The organism is Sporosarcina ureae (genome assembly GCF_002082015.1).
Classification (GTDB): Bacteria; Bacillota; Bacilli; order Bacillales_A; family Planococcaceae; genus Sporosarcina; species Sporosarcina ureae_A.
The window spans coordinates 3,010,045-3,026,068 of record NZ_CP015109.1; the positions used below are offsets into that span (position 1 = coordinate 3,010,045).

14 protein-coding genes are annotated in these 16,024 nt (G+C 41.1%); all 14 read left to right on the forward strand.

The annotated features are described in order from the left end of the window. The first annotated feature begins 21 nt into the window (after positions 1 to 21). Positions 22 to 2,211, forward strand: coding sequence for a penicillin-binding protein (locus SporoP17a_RS14585; protein WP_237262347.1), 2,190 nt, complete (start codon positions 22 to 24; stop codon positions 2,209 to 2,211). 72 nt (positions 2,212 to 2,283) lie between these two features. Beyond that, entirely contained in the window at positions 2,284 to 4,179 is a 1,896-nt protein-coding gene (locus tag SporoP17a_RS14590; RefSeq protein ID WP_083036141.1) for a penicillin-binding transpeptidase domain-containing protein, read from the forward strand. 46 nt (positions 4,180 to 4,225) lie between these two features. Beyond that, entirely contained in the window at positions 4,226 to 5,197 is a 972-nt protein-coding gene (gene mraY, locus SporoP17a_RS14595) for a phospho-N-acetylmuramoyl-pentapeptide-transferase (RefSeq protein WP_083035357.1), read from the forward strand. After that, complete coding sequence (gene murD, locus SporoP17a_RS14600; protein ID WP_083035358.1) at positions 5,198 to 6,547, forward strand: UDP-N-acetylmuramoyl-L-alanine--D-glutamate ligase; 1,350 nt, start codon at positions 5,198 to 5,200, stop codon at positions 6,545 to 6,547. It abuts the gene before it with no gap. A gap of 57 nt (positions 6,548 to 6,604) precedes the next feature. Beyond that, positions 6,605 to 7,693: a putative lipid II flippase FtsW gene (gene ftsW / locus SporoP17a_RS14605; protein ID WP_083035359.1), complete on the forward strand. Its 1,089-nt coding sequence runs from the start codon at positions 6,605 to 6,607 to the stop codon at positions 7,691 to 7,693. A 14-nt stretch (positions 7,694 to 7,707) separates the two neighbouring features. Next, a complete protein-coding gene (locus tag SporoP17a_RS14610; RefSeq protein WP_167693446.1) occupies positions 7,708 to 8,562 on the forward strand; it encodes a cell division protein FtsQ/DivIB in 855 nt (284 codons plus the stop codon). Then, on the forward strand, positions 8,543 to 9,268 hold the full coding sequence (locus SporoP17a_RS14615; RefSeq protein ID WP_237262348.1) for a DUF881 domain-containing protein: 726 nt from the start codon (positions 8,543 to 8,545) through the stop codon (positions 9,266 to 9,268). The genes SporoP17a_RS14610 and SporoP17a_RS14615 overlap by 20 nt, the downstream gene beginning before the upstream one ends. 19 nt (positions 9,269 to 9,287) lie before the next feature. Continuing rightward, the gene (locus tag SporoP17a_RS14620; RefSeq protein WP_083035361.1) at positions 9,288 to 10,007 is read left to right on the forward strand and encodes a DUF881 domain-containing protein; all 720 of its coding nucleotides are present in this window, start codon (positions 9,288 to 9,290) and stop codon (positions 10,005 to 10,007) included. Between the two features lie 4 nt (positions 10,008 to 10,011). Beyond that, positions 10,012 to 10,377: a small basic family protein gene (locus SporoP17a_RS14625; protein ID WP_083035362.1), complete on the forward strand. Its 366-nt coding sequence runs from the start codon at positions 10,012 to 10,014 to the stop codon at positions 10,375 to 10,377. A 100-nt stretch (positions 10,378 to 10,477) separates the two neighbouring features. Next, the gene (gene ftsA / locus SporoP17a_RS14630) at positions 10,478 to 11,764 is read left to right on the forward strand and encodes a cell division protein FtsA (protein WP_083035363.1); all 1,287 of its coding nucleotides are present in this window, start codon (positions 10,478 to 10,480) and stop codon (positions 11,762 to 11,764) included. 49 nt (positions 11,765 to 11,813) lie between these two features. Continuing rightward, positions 11,814 to 12,983 (forward strand): cell division protein FtsZ, encoded by a 1,170-nt coding sequence (gene ftsZ / locus SporoP17a_RS14635; RefSeq protein WP_083035364.1) that lies wholly within the window; start codon positions 11,814 to 11,816, stop codon positions 12,981 to 12,983. Positions 12,984 to 13,159: 176 nt separating this feature from the next. Beyond that, positions 13,160 to 14,008 (forward strand): sigma-E processing peptidase SpoIIGA, encoded by an 849-nt coding sequence (locus SporoP17a_RS14640; protein ID WP_083035365.1) that lies wholly within the window; start codon positions 13,160 to 13,162, stop codon positions 14,006 to 14,008. Beyond that, complete coding sequence (gene sigE, locus SporoP17a_RS14645; RefSeq protein WP_083035366.1) at positions 14,002 to 14,712, forward strand: RNA polymerase sporulation sigma factor SigE; 711 nt, start codon at positions 14,002 to 14,004, stop codon at positions 14,710 to 14,712. Before SporoP17a_RS14640 ends, sigE begins: the two co-directional genes overlap by 7 nt. 104 nt (positions 14,713 to 14,816) lie before the next feature. After that, complete coding sequence (gene sigG / locus SporoP17a_RS14650) at positions 14,817 to 15,605, forward strand: RNA polymerase sporulation sigma factor SigG (RefSeq protein ID WP_083035367.1); 789 nt, start codon at positions 14,817 to 14,819, stop codon at positions 15,603 to 15,605. Positions 15,606 to 16,024: the final 419 nt, after the last annotated feature.

Below are 16,024 nucleotides of genomic sequence, written 5' to 3' on the forward strand. Positions count from 1 at the left end.
TTTCAATGGGGAGCCTTTCTAATGTTTGTAGTATTCGGAGGGCTCTTTTTCATATTATTCGGCAGAATTCTTTTTATTCAAATGACGGGCCAAGTAGATGGGAAAGAGTTAGCGAAAATCGCTTCAAACCAATATGAAAAAAACGCCGTCTTACAAGCAAGCCGCGGGGCAATCGTCGATCGAAATGATGTGCCGATTGCATCAGATACATTAAGTTATCATGTAGTGGCTGTCCTTAATGAAGCTGCTAGTAAAAACAGCAAAAGAAAATATCATGTGGTGGATTATAAGGAGACGGCTAAAGTACTGGCCAAATATTTACCGCTAAAAGAACGTGAAATTTACGATAAAATGAAAAACGCTAGAGAAGGCGCTTGGCAAATTGAGTTTGGGCGTGCGGGCAAAGATCTGAACCGCGAAACGATGATGAAAATGAAAGAAGAACTCGATAGAAAAAAATTATCGGGTATTTTGTTTGTAGAAGGTAAAAAACGATTTTATCCTAATGGTCGCTTCGCTTCTTACTTAGTGGGCTTTGCTCAAAAAGAAGAATTAGAAAACAATCAAACTGTTACCAAAGGGAAAATGGGGCTTGAAAAAATATATAACAAGCAACTAACAGGTGTCGATGGAAAAGTGAATTATCAATCTGACGGTTGGGGATATTTATTGCCTACTGCTAGCAAGCAAATTGAAGAACCACAGGATGGACAGACGATTAAACTAACATTGGATAAGACAATTAGTAATTTCGTAGAAGAAGCGATGGATCAAGTAGAAGAAGAGTATTCTCCGAAAAAGATGCTAGTTCTCGTATCTAATCCAAAAACGGGTGAAATCCTGGCAATGAGTCAACGACCGACGTTTAATCCGATGACGAGAGAGGGATTGACAGAAAACTGGTTGAATGATGCAGTGGAGCAGACGATTGAACCAGGTTCTCCAATGAAAATGTTCACATTGGCAGCGGCGGTAGAAGAAGGTAAATGGGAGCCGGATGACTATTTTAAATCTGGATCTTACCGCATCTATGACAGAGTGATAAGTGATGTGAACGTGAAAGGCTGGGGTACGATTACTTTTATGGAAGGATTGCAACGTTCCTCCAACGTGGGAATGGCCTACTTACTCGAAAGAATCGGTGATCAGAAATTCATTGAATACGTTCACAAATTTGGATTTGGTAAAAAAACTGGAATCGATTTGCCGAATGAAGCGTCGGGCGTTGTACTAGATAATTATCCAGCAGAACGATTGACAACTTCTTATGGGCAAGGTTCTACCGTTACACCACTGCAAATGATACAAGCTGCTTCTGCCATTGCGAATAACGGTGTCATGATGAAACCATATGTAATTGACCAAATTATAGACCCGAATACGAAAGAAGTGCTAGAGAATCACGAACCTGAAGAAAGTGGAACACCCATTTCCGCAGCTACAGCTAAAGAAGTGCGTGAAATCCTTGCAACAACAGTAACTTCAGAAAAAGGTACTGCACAAAAGTACCATCTGGAAAATTATGCAGTAGGAGGTAAAACGGGTACAGCAGAACTTCCTAAAACAGATGGAAAAGGATATATGTCTGGCTATGGGAACTACCTATACTCTTTCCTTGGAATGGCACCGATTGATGACCCGCAACTTCTGATTTATGTAACGGTTCAGCAACCTAAGTTAAAAGCAGGCGAACAAGGGTCTGATCCTGTATCGAAAGTATTTAACCCGATTATGGAAAACAGCTTGAAATACTTAAACATTGCTCCAGAGGAGGAACAACAGATTCCTGTGAAAAAGGTTGGGGATTATGAAGGAAAAGATGCAGAAACAGCAGCATCTTCGGTAGCAGAGGATGGCTTCCAAACTGTATTAATCGGAGAAGGTGGTAAGGTAACTAAACAAATACCAAAAGCGGATACGAAATTAACAGAGAACTCAATGGTATTGTTGGAAACAAAAGGGGATACGACATTTCCAGACATGACGGGTTGGTCCAAAAAGATGGTGCTTTCATTTACGAACCTTTCAAAGTTGGATATTCGGATCAACGGTGAAGGCTACGTAGTTGGACAAAGCGTTACGGAAGGAACGTTAGTAAACAAGAGAGATCCTATCGTCGTTGAGCTTCGGACGCCTGAGCAACAGTATAATAAAAAGAAAAGTAATGAAGACAAAGAGGCAAAAGAAGAGGAGCAAATCATGGGTGGCTAATGAATAGCGTGCGATTTCACAGCATACCTTAATAGAAAAAAAGGTAGTGAGTCATTGCGTTCATTTATTGATATGCAGTCCAAAAAACGTTTACGTGCAGCCTTCTTATGCTTTCTTATCTGTCTATTACTCGTAATCGGCAAACTATTTCATGTTCAAATTATCAAGCATGAGTGGTTGAAAGAAAAGGCAGAAGAAAATTGGGATATTGAAATTCCTTTCGGTGCTATGCGTGGAGATATTACGGACCGAAGCGGTAAGTTGATTGTAGGTAATAAACTAGCCCCTACATTGTATTTCATGCCAGCTCAAAATCCTGACATTTCTAGCGACATACCTGCAATTGCAAAAATCCTTAACATGCCGCCAGAAGCTTTGGAAGAAAAGCTGAAGAAAAAAACGTATATGGTGAAATTAGCTCCCGAAGGAAAAAATATTACGAAGGAGCAAGGGGACGAGATTACTAAACTACAAGTAGCCGGATTGTATGTGGGAGTAGACTTCGTCCGATACTATCCATATGACGATCTATTAGCGCGGTTGATTGGTTTTACGGGCTATGATGGTGATGGTTTAGCAGGTATTGAGTATGCTTATGATGAAATTTTAAACGGAACAGGAGACAAAGTACGACTGTTCACGGATGCTAAAGGAATTGCATTGCCCCATGTAGAAGATAGTTTCGAACATGGAAAAGACGGCTCAACCTTGGAGCTGACCATCGATCTGAAAATGCATCAAATTGTGGAACGCGAACTGAAACAAGCAATGGAAAAGTATGATGCGACACAGGCGCTGGCTATCATTATGAATCCTAAAACAGGAGAATTATTGTCACTGGCATCTGTACCTGGCTTTGACCCGCGAGAATACCAATCAGCCGATTCCACTATCTATAATCGGAACTTACCCGTATGGATGACGTACGAGCCAGGTTCCACGTTTAAAATTCTTACACTGGCAGCTAGCTTGGAAGAAGATGTTATCGATTTAGAGAACGAAAATTTTTATGACCCTGGTTATAAAGTCGTTGCAAACGCTAGATTACGATGTTGGAAGCGAGAAGGTCATAAAGATCAAACATTTTTAGAAGTTGTAGAAAACTCGTGTAACCCGGGATTCATTACGATGGGGCAGCGGCTTGGAAGTGAAAGACTAGATCGCTATATTCGTGAATTCGGTTTCGGTAGCTCGACAGAATCAGGCATTGCTGGAGAATCGAAAGGTATTCTGTTTTCCAAAGAAGCATTTGGACCGGTAGAACAGGCAACTACTTCGTTCGGCCAAGGGATCTCTGTCACCCCCATCCAACAAGTGCAAGCAGTTGCCGCAGCTATTAATGGCGGTAAACTTTATAAGCCTTATATTGTCAAATCAATAAAGGACTCTGAAGGTAAGACATTAAAAGAATTTGAACCCGAATTAAAAAGACAAGTAATCAGTGAAGAAACATCGGCTAAAGTGCGGCATGCGCTTGAATCTGTTGTGGCTAACGGATCGGGTCGTAATGCGTTTGCAGATGGACTTCGAATAGGTGGTAAAACAGGGACGGCACAGAAAGTAGAGAATGGTCGTTATAAAGATGGCGATTATATCGTCTCCTTCATTGGTTTCGCGCCTGCAGACGACCCTGAATTACTCGTGTACCTAGCTATTGATAGTCCAAAGAACTCCATTCAGTTCGGTGGAGTAATCGCTGCACCCATCGTGGGACGCATCATTGAAGAAATTGCCCCGATTGCTAATATTGAAAGAAGAAAAGAGCAATTAGAAAAAGAATACCGATGGGGAGACGCGATCACATTCCGTTCACCTGATTTACTTGGAATGAATGAAAAAGAATTGCTGTCTCAAAATTACACGTTTAAAGTTAAATGGCATGGAAAAGGTAAGAAAGTGATTCGACAGTTACCCGCTCCCCATACTTTAATGACCGTAGAAGACACGATTCATTTGTATACAGAATAAGCAGTGCTTCACTGACAGGCAATTGATAGTAGAAGGAGAACTTAACATGACACTCGGCACCACAGTTACGATCATCGCTGTCGCATTTTTCGTATCAGCGATGATCGGGGTGATCATCATCCCATTACTTAGAAGGTTGAAATTTGGTCAAAGCATACGGGAAGAGGGTCCGAAAGCACATTTGAAGAAAGCGGGCACGCCCACAATGGGCGGGCTCATCTTTCTTCTTTCCATATCGATTTCAACACTCGCTTTATCTTACATAAACGACACATTAACTACTCATACGATTGTGTTATTGATCGTGCTGATTGGTTTCGGAATCATCGGCTTCCTGGATGACTTTATCATCATCGTAGCGAAGCGTAACTTAGGATTGACATCACTTCAGAAATTAATAGGCCAGATCATCATTGCGATCGTTGCCTTTTTCTTGCTGAAACTCGGACCATTCGAAACTACAGTCATGATTCCTTTCACGAAACTAGGAATAGATCTCGGTGTATTTTATGTGGCATTTTTGGTCTTTTGGCTCGTAGGTTTTTCTAACGCAGTCAACTTAACAGATGGATTGGATGGTCTCGTCGGTGGTACATCGACTATAGCATTCACTGCATTTGGTGTATTGGCGTTAGTGTATGAACAGAACGATATCGCATTATTTGCATTCGTCGTAGCAGGTGCGATGCTTGGATTTTTATTATTCAATATCAAACCAGCGAAAGTATTCATGGGAGACACGGGTTCATTGGCATTAGGGGGCGTACTCGCTATGATTTCCGTATTGATCAAACAGGAACTATTATTGTTGATCATCGGAATTGTATTCGTAGTAGAAACGCTTTCCGTCATCATTCAAGTCATTAGTTTTAAAATGACTGGAAGACGCGTCTTTAAAATGAGTCCTATCCATCATCACTTTGAATTATCGGGTTGGTCTGAATGGAAAGTAGTGATTGTGTTCTGGGGAGTGGCATTGCTTGCGGCCCTTGTACCGGTCTTCTTGGAGGTCATGTAGATGAAGAATACAGAACAATTCATAGGAAAAAGAGTACTTGTAGTTGGTCTAGCCAAAAGTGGAATGGCAGCAGCAGGTTTACTCTATCGTCTAGGAGCAGAAGTTGTAGTCAATGACTCTAAGCCGTTAGAAGGGAATGAAGAGGCGATAGAGCTTCAAACTCAAGGAATTGAAGTCATTGGCGGGGGGCACCCAAGTAATTTGCTGGAACGAAATTTCGACTTCATCGTGAAAAATCCAGGGATTCCTTATAGTAATTCATTGATAGCTAGTGCTGTTAAGCAAAAAATCCCGATTTGGACCGAAGTGGAGTTAGCAGGTATTCTCAGTGAAGCACCGATCATCGCCATTACGGGTTCAAATGGTAAAACGACTACTACGACATTGCTATATCACATGCTTAATATGGCAAAGAAAAACCCGTTGATTGCCGGCAATATTGGAACTGTTTCTTGTACAGTGGCGGAAAAAGCTCAGGAGAATGAAGTGATTGTACTTGAGGCCTCTTCATTCCAATTAGCTGGAACAGAAAATTTCACTCCGCATATAGCGATTTTCACGAATTTATATGAAGCGCATTTGGATTATCATGGGTCCATGCAAGAGTACTTGGATGCCAAGTTACAAGTGGCCCGCAATCAAACTTCAGAAGAATACTTGATATATAACGCTGATCAAAGGGTAATCCAAGAAGCAATAGAATCACTTGAATCTCAAAAAGTTCCATTCTCGGTACTTGGAAAAACTAGAGAAGGTATTTCAGCAGATGGGCAATGGATTTATTGGCAAGGTGAACCTTTCATAGAAATGAAGCATATTAAATTGCCGGGCCAGCACAACTTAGAAAATATCTTATCTGCAACAGCTGCAGCCATATTGTCAGGGTGTGAAAAAACTGCAATAGAAAATGTCTTAAGTTCTTTCACCGGTGTTCGCCACCGCATGCAGTTTGTTCGCGAAGCGAATAGCCGAACCATATACAATGATTCAAAAGCGACCAATACGTTAGCGACAAAAAGTGCGCTTTCCTCATTTAAGATGCCAATCGTCTTGATTGCCGGTGGACTTGACAGAGGTCATTCATTTGAAGAATTACGACCTTACATGAAAAATGTCCGTGCTGTCGTGACGATAGGGGAGACAGCAGAGCGTTTTGAAGAGTTTGCTAAATCTTGTGGTGTGACAAATACGGCCCGGGCATCTACTATGGACGAGGCTGTTGAGAAGGCATATGCATGTAGCTGTGAAGACGATGTGATTTTATTGTCGCCAAGCTGTGCAAGTTGGGATCAATACAAAAGCTTTGAAAACCGTGGTGACCAATTTGTTGACGCGGTAATGAGGTTGTAAAACCATTGTAAGAGTTGGAGAGTAAGTCGAAGAAGTGATTGATTAATTTGAGGAAGGATGCGAACGCTGGAAAGAACCTACCGAATAATCTTTTTGACAACCGCCTTACTACTATCGCTGATTGGATTAGTATTTGTGCAATCAGCGGGATCTTATTGGGGAGAAGTGCATTACCAAGATTCTTCTCCATTTATCGTCAAGCAAGGTGTTTACATGGTGATTTCCTTAGCTGTTGCGTATGTACTGGTCAAAAGCCCACTAACATCTCATCCTAAATTTTGGACCTATTGTTATATCGCTTCGACTTTAATGTTGGTGGCAGTATTAATACCAGGCATTGGAGTGGTGCGAAATGGCTCTCAAAGTTGGATCGCTCTTGGTCCCATCAGTTTGCAACCAGCGGAATTCGTGAAGGTGGCTTTACTAGGGAAGTTAGCCAGCGGTATGAAGAAACATAAAGAAAAGTCTTGGCAATGGCAACACTTTGCATGGATTTTATTACCTGCAACGTTGATCATGTTGCAACCTGACCTTGGCTCTGCCGTCATTATGATAGTGTCCGCGTTTGTTATCCTTTTCTTAGCGGGCTATCCATTGTCATTCTTTATTTTTCTTTTCGTCTCAGGGCTCGGTGCTTTTATTGCGCTCATTCTAGCTGCACCATATCGTTTAGATCGAATTAAATCCTATATTGATCCGTGGAATGATCCTCTCGGTACGGGGTTTCAAAGTATACAATCTTTATTCGCAATTGCCCCTGGTGGATTATTTGGCCATGGTTTCGGGAATAGTCGTCAAAAGTTTTTGTACTTGCCTGAACCACAAAATGATTTTATCTTTTCCATCATTGCAGAAGAAATCGGGTTTATCGGTGCAGCCTTTATCGTGGTGCTGTTTATCTTGTTATTCGCTTCTGCATTCGGCATAGCGATACGACTGAACAACTGGAATTCGTTTTTAATTGTTACCGGTATGGTGTCCATGATCACTTTCCAAACGTTTTTAAATATGGGAGTCGTCTCAGGTTTGCTACCCGTGACAGGCGTGACGTTGCCTTTCATTAGTTATGGAGGTTCCTCGCTGTTGACTACGTGGCTTGCTGTCGGAACGATTCTACACTACTCTGCGAATAAAAAGGCAGGATGAAGGGAGAACAGGATGTGGAAAAAGTAATAGATATTGAAGATCGGATTCCATCCATGCGTAAAAAACGCAGAAGAAGAGCCAACATGAGTTTTCTTCTGCTCGTCGTGATATTCGTCCTTGTTCTTCTTGCCTTATTGTATTTCCAATCTTCATTAAGCGATGTTTCGAAAATATCCATTAATGAGACTGTTTTACAAGATAGTGAGGTCTATAAGGATCAGAGTGGTTTGTATAAGGGGCAATCATTGTGGGGATTTCGTGCTAAAGATATAGAAAATAATATTCAAAAAATTCCTGGCGTGAAAGATGCAAAAGTAAAACGTGATTTTTATAACGACGTTTCGATACATGTCACGGAATGGGAACCGGTTGCTTATATAGAGAATCAAACTCAATATGATCTATTGTTGGAAAATGGTGATCGCTTAGAAGCAACTGATCCTGACATTCTTTCACATGCACCCATCCTATCGGGTTTTACCGAACCTGATGTGACAGAACGAATGATCAATCAACTCCAAGAGATGGATAGTACAGTTTTTGAACTCCTCTCCGAGCTTCGTTATGAAGGAGAGGATAAAATTGACGTATTTATGAGTGATGGATATGAAGTACATGCGTTAATTTTAGGCTTTGCTGATAAAATGTCCTACTACCCCGATATTATCGCACAATTGCCTAAAGAAGAAAAAGGTGTGTTGGATATTGAAATTGGTGTGTACTTTAAAACATATACAGATTTCTACAAAGAACCAGTACCGGTAGATGTGGAGATTCCGCAGCCAGTTGAAGAGCCAAACGTAACAAAAGGTAAACCGGCAGATGTAGAAACGACTAAGGAGGAAAAGAGTGAGCAAGAAACTGAATAAAACTAGAGAGAAACGCGGCAAGCAATTAGTGCTGTCTATCGTATTTCTAGTATTGGGCTTCATGCTTGCGTTTTCCTATAGAACAATTGGTAGTAAGCAACAGGAGCTAGATCCAGAGCAAACCAATTTATTTCAGCAAGAAGAACAGTATCGTGCAGAGCTGATCGACCAGCAAGAAAGAAACAAGGAATTGACAAATGAGTTACTCAAGAAACAACAACAAGTACATTCGTTTGAACAAGATTTCTCCGATAAAGAAAAAAATCATGCGGTTCTTGTAGAAAAAGCACGGGATTTACGATTATTGCTTGGAGATATACCGTCAAAAGGTGCGGGAGTCAAAGTAACGCTGGAAGATGCAGATTATGATCCTTCGGTACAGAATCCAAATGATTATATCGTCCATGAAAGTCATGTTTTACGTGTAATCAATGAATTGAAAATCGCAGGTGCGCAAGGAATGACGATCAACGGGCAACGAATTAATTCGAATTCGTATATAAAATGTACAGGCCCTGTTATTATGGTTGATGGTAGAACGTTTCCGGCACCTTTTATAATAGAAGCAGTAGGAGATCCGAAAGTGCTATCTCCGGCATTGCATTTAAAAGGCAGTGTCATAGATGGCTTGTTGCGAGATAATATTGTCGTCACACTAGAAGAAATGAAGGAAGTTCAACTGCCTGCGATTCGTGACGAAGTATGATGGATTGTGGGGGGGTAGTGTGAAACGAAAAACACACTGGAAGTTCACGTTGATTCTCGGTATAGTGGGGTTTGTATTGGCTTTGCAATATAACTCGATGAATACTACATCTCCACGAGACACACGAGATTTATGGGCTATTCGTAAAGAGTTATCGAGTGAAAAGAAAATTCACTCTGAACTCTTAGAAGAGATCAGGGGGATTGACCAAACACTTGCTGCGTATAATGCATCACCTGAAGCCAATGCGGCAAGTGTGTTACAGGACACGTTAGATAAATTGTATAAACAAGCGGGATTCATGCCGACCACTGGTCCAGGATTTGTAATAGAGGTTGCTCCATCACCAGAAAGTATTGCGTTAGGTTATGAAATAGAGCCAGTCTCATCTGAACTGCTAGCTTGGTTTATTAATGTGGTGAATCAACAACAAGGCAACGAATTGGAGATTGACGGCAAGCGCTTTACTACTTTGAGTTGGATTCGGGATATTAACGGGAATCTAACTGTCAGTGGAGAAGTGGTTTCCACACCACCGTTCGATATTAAAGTCGTTTCTCCTTCAAAAGAGGCAAGTGAAAAATTGTATAATCAATTATTGACTACTGCCATCCAAGATGAATTTTACTTGGACGACTTAATTTTGACAATTAGTGAACCAGCGGATCGCATTACGTTACAAGGCTGGACGGGTGGTTTTGAAAATCGGTTTTTAAAAGAACAAACAAAGGAGGAATGACAATATGTGGCTACCCTTACTTGGGCTCCTCCTTGGCGTTTCACTAGGTTTGCTCTCGGATATACAAATCCCGCAAGTATATAATAACTATTTAACTATTGCGATTCTCGCTGCATTTGATACACTATTTGGTGGAATCAGAGCCTATCTTCAGCAAGTGTATGACGACAGAATATTCGTCAGTGGATTTTTCTTCAACATACTATTAGCAGCAGCACTCGCGTTTATCGGTGTACACCTAGGTGTAGATTTATACTTGGCAGCAGTTTTCGCATTTGGCGTACGATTGTTCCAAAATATAGCGATTATTAGAAGAATCTTGCTTGCAAAATGGACAAGTAGAAACAAAAATCCTGATACAAATGCGTAATATTAAATGTTTTTAGAAGAGGGTGTTGAAAATATTTAGACAAAGCAGTCATAATACAATAGAATGGAAGTTACTAGTTACATTAAGGAGGTGTCAATAATTGAGTAAATCAAATCATTACGTATCACTTGATATAGGATCATCTACAATTAAAGTCTTAATTGGAGAGATGGATCAAAATGCCCTGCATGTAATCGGTGTAGGAAATGTACAATCTGCTGGAATTCGCAAAGGAACAATTATTGATATTGATGCCACTGTCCAATCAATCCGTAAGGCGATTGAACAGGCTGAAAGAATGACAGGCTTGAAAATTGAAGAAGTAGTTCTTGGCATCCCTGCAAATGGTGTCCAGTTCCAAAACGTCAAAGGCGTTGTGGCAGTGAACTCTGAAAATCGTGAAATCACCGATGACGATCTTGAAAGAGTAATGAAATCATCACAAGTTATGAATGTCCCACCCGAAAGAGAATTCGTCAATTTAGTGCCGAAACAATTTATTGTCGATGATTATGATGAAATCACCGACCCCCGTGGTATGATGGGAGTAAGATTGGAAATGGACGCAACGTTAATTACGACGTCCAAAACTCAACTACATAACATTTTACGCTGTGTAGAAAAAGCTGGTTTACAAATTCGCGAAATTTATTTGCAACCATTGGCGGCAGGTACATTCGCGTTATCCGAAGATGAAATGTATCATGGAACTGCCTTCATCGATATTGGCGGAGGGTCAACTACGGTTTCGGTATTTGCTGAAAATCGTCTGATCAGCACGTCCGTATTACCTGTTGGTGGAGACCATATTACAAAAGATTTATCAATTGTCTTAAAGACACCTACAGAGCAAGCAAGAATGATTAAGCATCAGTATGGACATGCCTATTATGATGATGCTTCAGATGAAGAATTATTTGAAGTACCCGTAGTGGGCTCGGATGCAAAAGATCAATACAGCCAACGGTATATCTCTGACGTGATCGGTTCACGTCTTGAAGAATTATTCGAATTAATTCTCGAAGATTTGTACGCAACAGGTATTCGTGACTTGCCTGGCGGTATCGTGATCACTGGCGGTACAGCTAAGCTAGATGGAATATTACAATTAGCTCGTGATGTCTTTAAAACAAGAGCTAGATTATACACACCAGAATATATTGGTGTCCGTGAGCCGATGTATTCTACTGCGGTTGGCTTGATTCGCTATGCGTATATGGAGGATGTGTTCTTTGGCTATGAAGAAGAGCCGGTTGGTTCACCTCAATCATCAGAATCCATTTATGAAGTCGTGGAACCTTCAGCTAGACCAGTTAAACCGAAAAAAGAAAAAGGTCAAGGATTCATGAAACGCGCTAAAAAAGTATTCGACAATTTCTTTGAGTAAAACATCGTGTTGGATGGGGAATTGCAGATAATTTAGAGGAGGAAAATCAATGCTTGAATTTGAGACGAACATAGATGCATTAGCGGTAATTAAAGTTATTGGAGTGGGCGGCGGCGGAAACAATGCGGTCAACCGTATGATTGAACATGGAGTGCAAGGCGTAGAGTTTATCGCAGTAAACACGGATGCTCAAGCATTGCAATTATCATCAGCTGAAATCAAACTACAAATCGGTGAGAAGCTCACTAGAGGACTAGGTGCAGGCGCAAACCCTGAAGTAGGTAAAAAAGCAGCTGAAGAAAGTAAAGAGCAGATCGAAGAAGCTTTACGTGGGGCAGACATGGTATTCGTTACAGCTGGAATGGGCGGCGGAACTGGTACAGGTGCAGCACCGGTTATTGCGCAAATCGCTAAAGATATTGGCGCATTGACTGTAGGGGTAGTTACACGTCCGTTTACATTCGAAGGTAGAAAGAGATCTACTTCAGCAGCTGGCGGTATCGCAAGCATGAAAGAAGCAATCGATACGCTAATTGTGATTCCAAATGATAAACTGCTTGAGATTGTAGACAAAAACACTCCAATGCTGGAAGCGTTTAGAGAAGCAGACAATGTATTGCGTCAAGGTGTCCAAGGTATCTCTGATCTAATCGCAGTACCTGGATTGATTAACCTCGACTTTGCTGACGTGAAAACCATCATGTATAACAAAGGTTCTGCATTGATGGGTATCGGTATGTCTACTGGTGAAAATCGTGCTGCAGAAGCAGCGAAAAAAGCGATTTCTAGTCCATTGCTTGAAACATCCATCGATGGAGCAAAAGGTGTCTTGATGAACATTACAGGCGGCTCAAACTTGAGCTTGTTTGAAGTACAAGAAGCAGCTGACATTGTTGCTACTGCGTCAGACGAAAACGTCAACATGATCTTCGGTTCTGTCATCAACGACGACTTAAAAGATGAAATCATCGTTACGGTAATCGCGACAGGATTTAACGAAGAACAATTAGCTCCGTCAAGACAAAGAGGTGCTGGTGTAACGGGTGGCGTTCGTCCACAACGACCTGCTCAGCAGCAACCACCGACACAAAGCAGATATGAAGAACAACCACGTTACGAGCAACAATCTGAGCCGAGACAACCACAGGTTAATCAGCATCAGCATGAAGAACAATTGGACATTCCAACGTTCTTACGTAATCGTACGCGTCGTAAATAAGAAATAGAACAAGCTTCCCCTCTGAGATCAGTTTCTCAGAGGGGAAGCTTTTTGTTTTTGTACTAGCAATTACTCTACGCACTTAAAAATATGTCGAAGCTTTTATCCGAAACCATCCAAAGCCCGACAGGTTTTTCAGTATACTCGTGATAATCTGTTTGTAAGGAGGCCGGCATATGTATGGAGAACTGATGATAGGGATCAACATGCTCTTTAACTACGCCATCCTATCATTCACTAATAAAGTTGGAAATCATCAAACGAACAGGAGGAGGTTATGGAGTGCAGCATTTCTCGGTGCCTTCTTTATTACGTTGTTCCCGTATTCTGTGCCAGCGATGATCTTTACTTTCTTAGGAATGACGTATATTGCATTTGGACAAACGTTTGGTAGTTGGAAAAATTCTATTCTCGCTGTACTGATCGCGTCTTTCTTCGCAGGAGGAATGTTGACGTTGGTCTATGCGCATATTAGTAGCAGCGTAAATCAGAGTTTTTTATTCGTAGCGATCGGTCTAACTTATCTGTCGTTATACATCGTGAAACATAAATGGATTGATACACGCATGATGAATAAGTTAATGAGTTTTACGCTCGATTCAGAATTGAGTTTATGGGGGATATCCATTCCGCTAAAAGTATTCATCGACACGGGTAATCATTGTGTAGAGCCTTTGTCAGGAGATCCTGTACATTTTATTGGTTATTCAGCAGTTAAAGAACAGCTGCCCGTCGACTTCGCTTCAGCACTAGAGTCTTGGAATCCTGAAAAGTCCCCGGACTTGGCGGTTTTCCCTGCCACATATCAAAGAAGTCTTCGGTTAATACGATTACAGACTGTTCAAGGATCTTCATGGGCCGTCGGGATCAAGTATGAAAATTGGTTGCTCGAGGGCGAATTATTGCCTGTGGGGTATATTGTATTGACGAAAGAACAACGTCAATACCCTCAAGGTGCAGCAGCCATATTACAAATGAGTGCGATGGATGTACTAAAAGAAGAAGGGAGAACAGCTATATGTTAATAGAAGTAAAAAAATGGGTTTCATATATTGCGGGATTCTTCAGACGAAAAGGCGGAATATTTTATATTGGAGGACATGAATCACTTCCTAAACCTCTCGATAAGGAGCAAGAAGCCAAAACGATTGCGGCATTAATGAAGGGAGATCCTGCTGCTCGTGATACATTGATCGAAAAGAACCTACGTCTTGTCGTCTATATCGCAAGACGCTTCGATAATACGAATACGAATATTGAAGATCTCATTAGTATTGGAACTATTGGATTGATCAAAGCAATTGAAACTTTTAAAGCAGATAAAAACATTAAGCTGGCAACATACGCTTCTCGTTGTATTGAAAATGAAATTTTAATGCACTTACGCAAAACGAATCGAATTCGTTCAGAAATTTCATTCGATGAACCGTTGAATTCAGATGCAGATGGTAATGAGTTGCTACTGTCGGATATCTTAGGTACAGATGAAGATATTATTACAGACGATGTAGAGAAAAAGCTGGAGCGTCAATATATGATCGATGCCATTTCCGTTTTAGATGAAAGAGAACGTTATATTATGGAGCAGCGATTTGGATTAATGGGAACAAATGAAATGACACAAAAAGAAGTAGCGGATCTTCTTGGCATTTCACAGTCTTATATATCTAGATTAGAAAAGAAAATAATCTCTGAGCTACGTGATCGGCTAAATCAACCCATTTCATAACTGGACTTATCGGTAGAAATTGGCGATTAGTGAATTCGCATATTCTAAAGAGTTGAGGACAGACTACTCTGTACACTCACCTATAGAATGCGGAGGAAGAGCCAATGGTACGTACAAGAGTAGAAATTTGTGGGATCAATACGTCCGAGCTGCCTTTATTAACTGCAGATGTGATGAAAGAGACATTCATCCGTTTGCAAAGCGGTGACGAATTTGCCAGAGATGAATTGGTATTTGCGAATTTGCGTCTCGTACTTAGCCTTGTTCAGCGCTTTAACTATCGTGGAGAGCAGGCTGATGATTTGTTCCAGGTTGGTTGTATTGGGTTGTTGAAAGCCATAGACAATTTCGATCTAAAACATAATGTCCGGTTTTCCACCTATGCTGTGCCGATGATCATTGGAGAAATTAAGCGACATCTTCGTGATCATCATGCTGTTCGTGTATCTCGATCTTTACGTGATATCGCGTATAAGGCGATTAGAGCAAAAGAACAATATGTCAACGAACATCAACACGAACCAAAAATTTCAGATCTAGAGAAGATTACCGGCATACCGGAAGAAGATATACTATTCGCCCTCGATGCCATACAGGATCCTATGTCATTACATGAGCCAATGAACAGCGATGGTGGAGATCCAATTTATATGATGGATCAGCTACATGACCAAAGAGTATCAGAAGACCGCTGGATGAACTACGTATCCATTAAAGATAAGATGGGCGAGCTAGATGAACGACAGCAGCTCATCGTCTCCAAACGATTTTATCTCGGTCAGACGCAAACCGAGATCGCTAAGGAGCTCGGGATTTCACAAGCGCAAATCTCGAGAATTGAAAAGCATGCGATGGAACAGATTCGGCACGGAATTGAACAGAAGAAATACTAAATATCGTCTGATGTCTCTAAGACTGTCCTTCACACTTAAGTTGTGAAGGGCAGTTTTTATGTTGATAGTGGATTAAATGGCCGATGAAAAAAACATCCATTCTCAGCGTTCCATTTTTGTATTGTTTTGGACATTTGTGAGCTAATGTATAATCGAACCCTAAGCTCCATATGCAAGCGCTCATACAATTCATCTAAGTGATCATAGTAGCGGCACACCCGCTCATTAATTACCGCAAGCGATCATTGTCAACGGGTGAACGCTCTTGAACAGCATGTAAGCGCTCATACTTGCTCTATAACCGCTCATCAAGCTATAAACCTCGATAGATCACGAACGTAAAAAAGCGAAATGTCGATACCAGTCCATACTTACTTCAAGAATTCCTTAATTCCCACAAGTAAAACAGTAATTCTGAT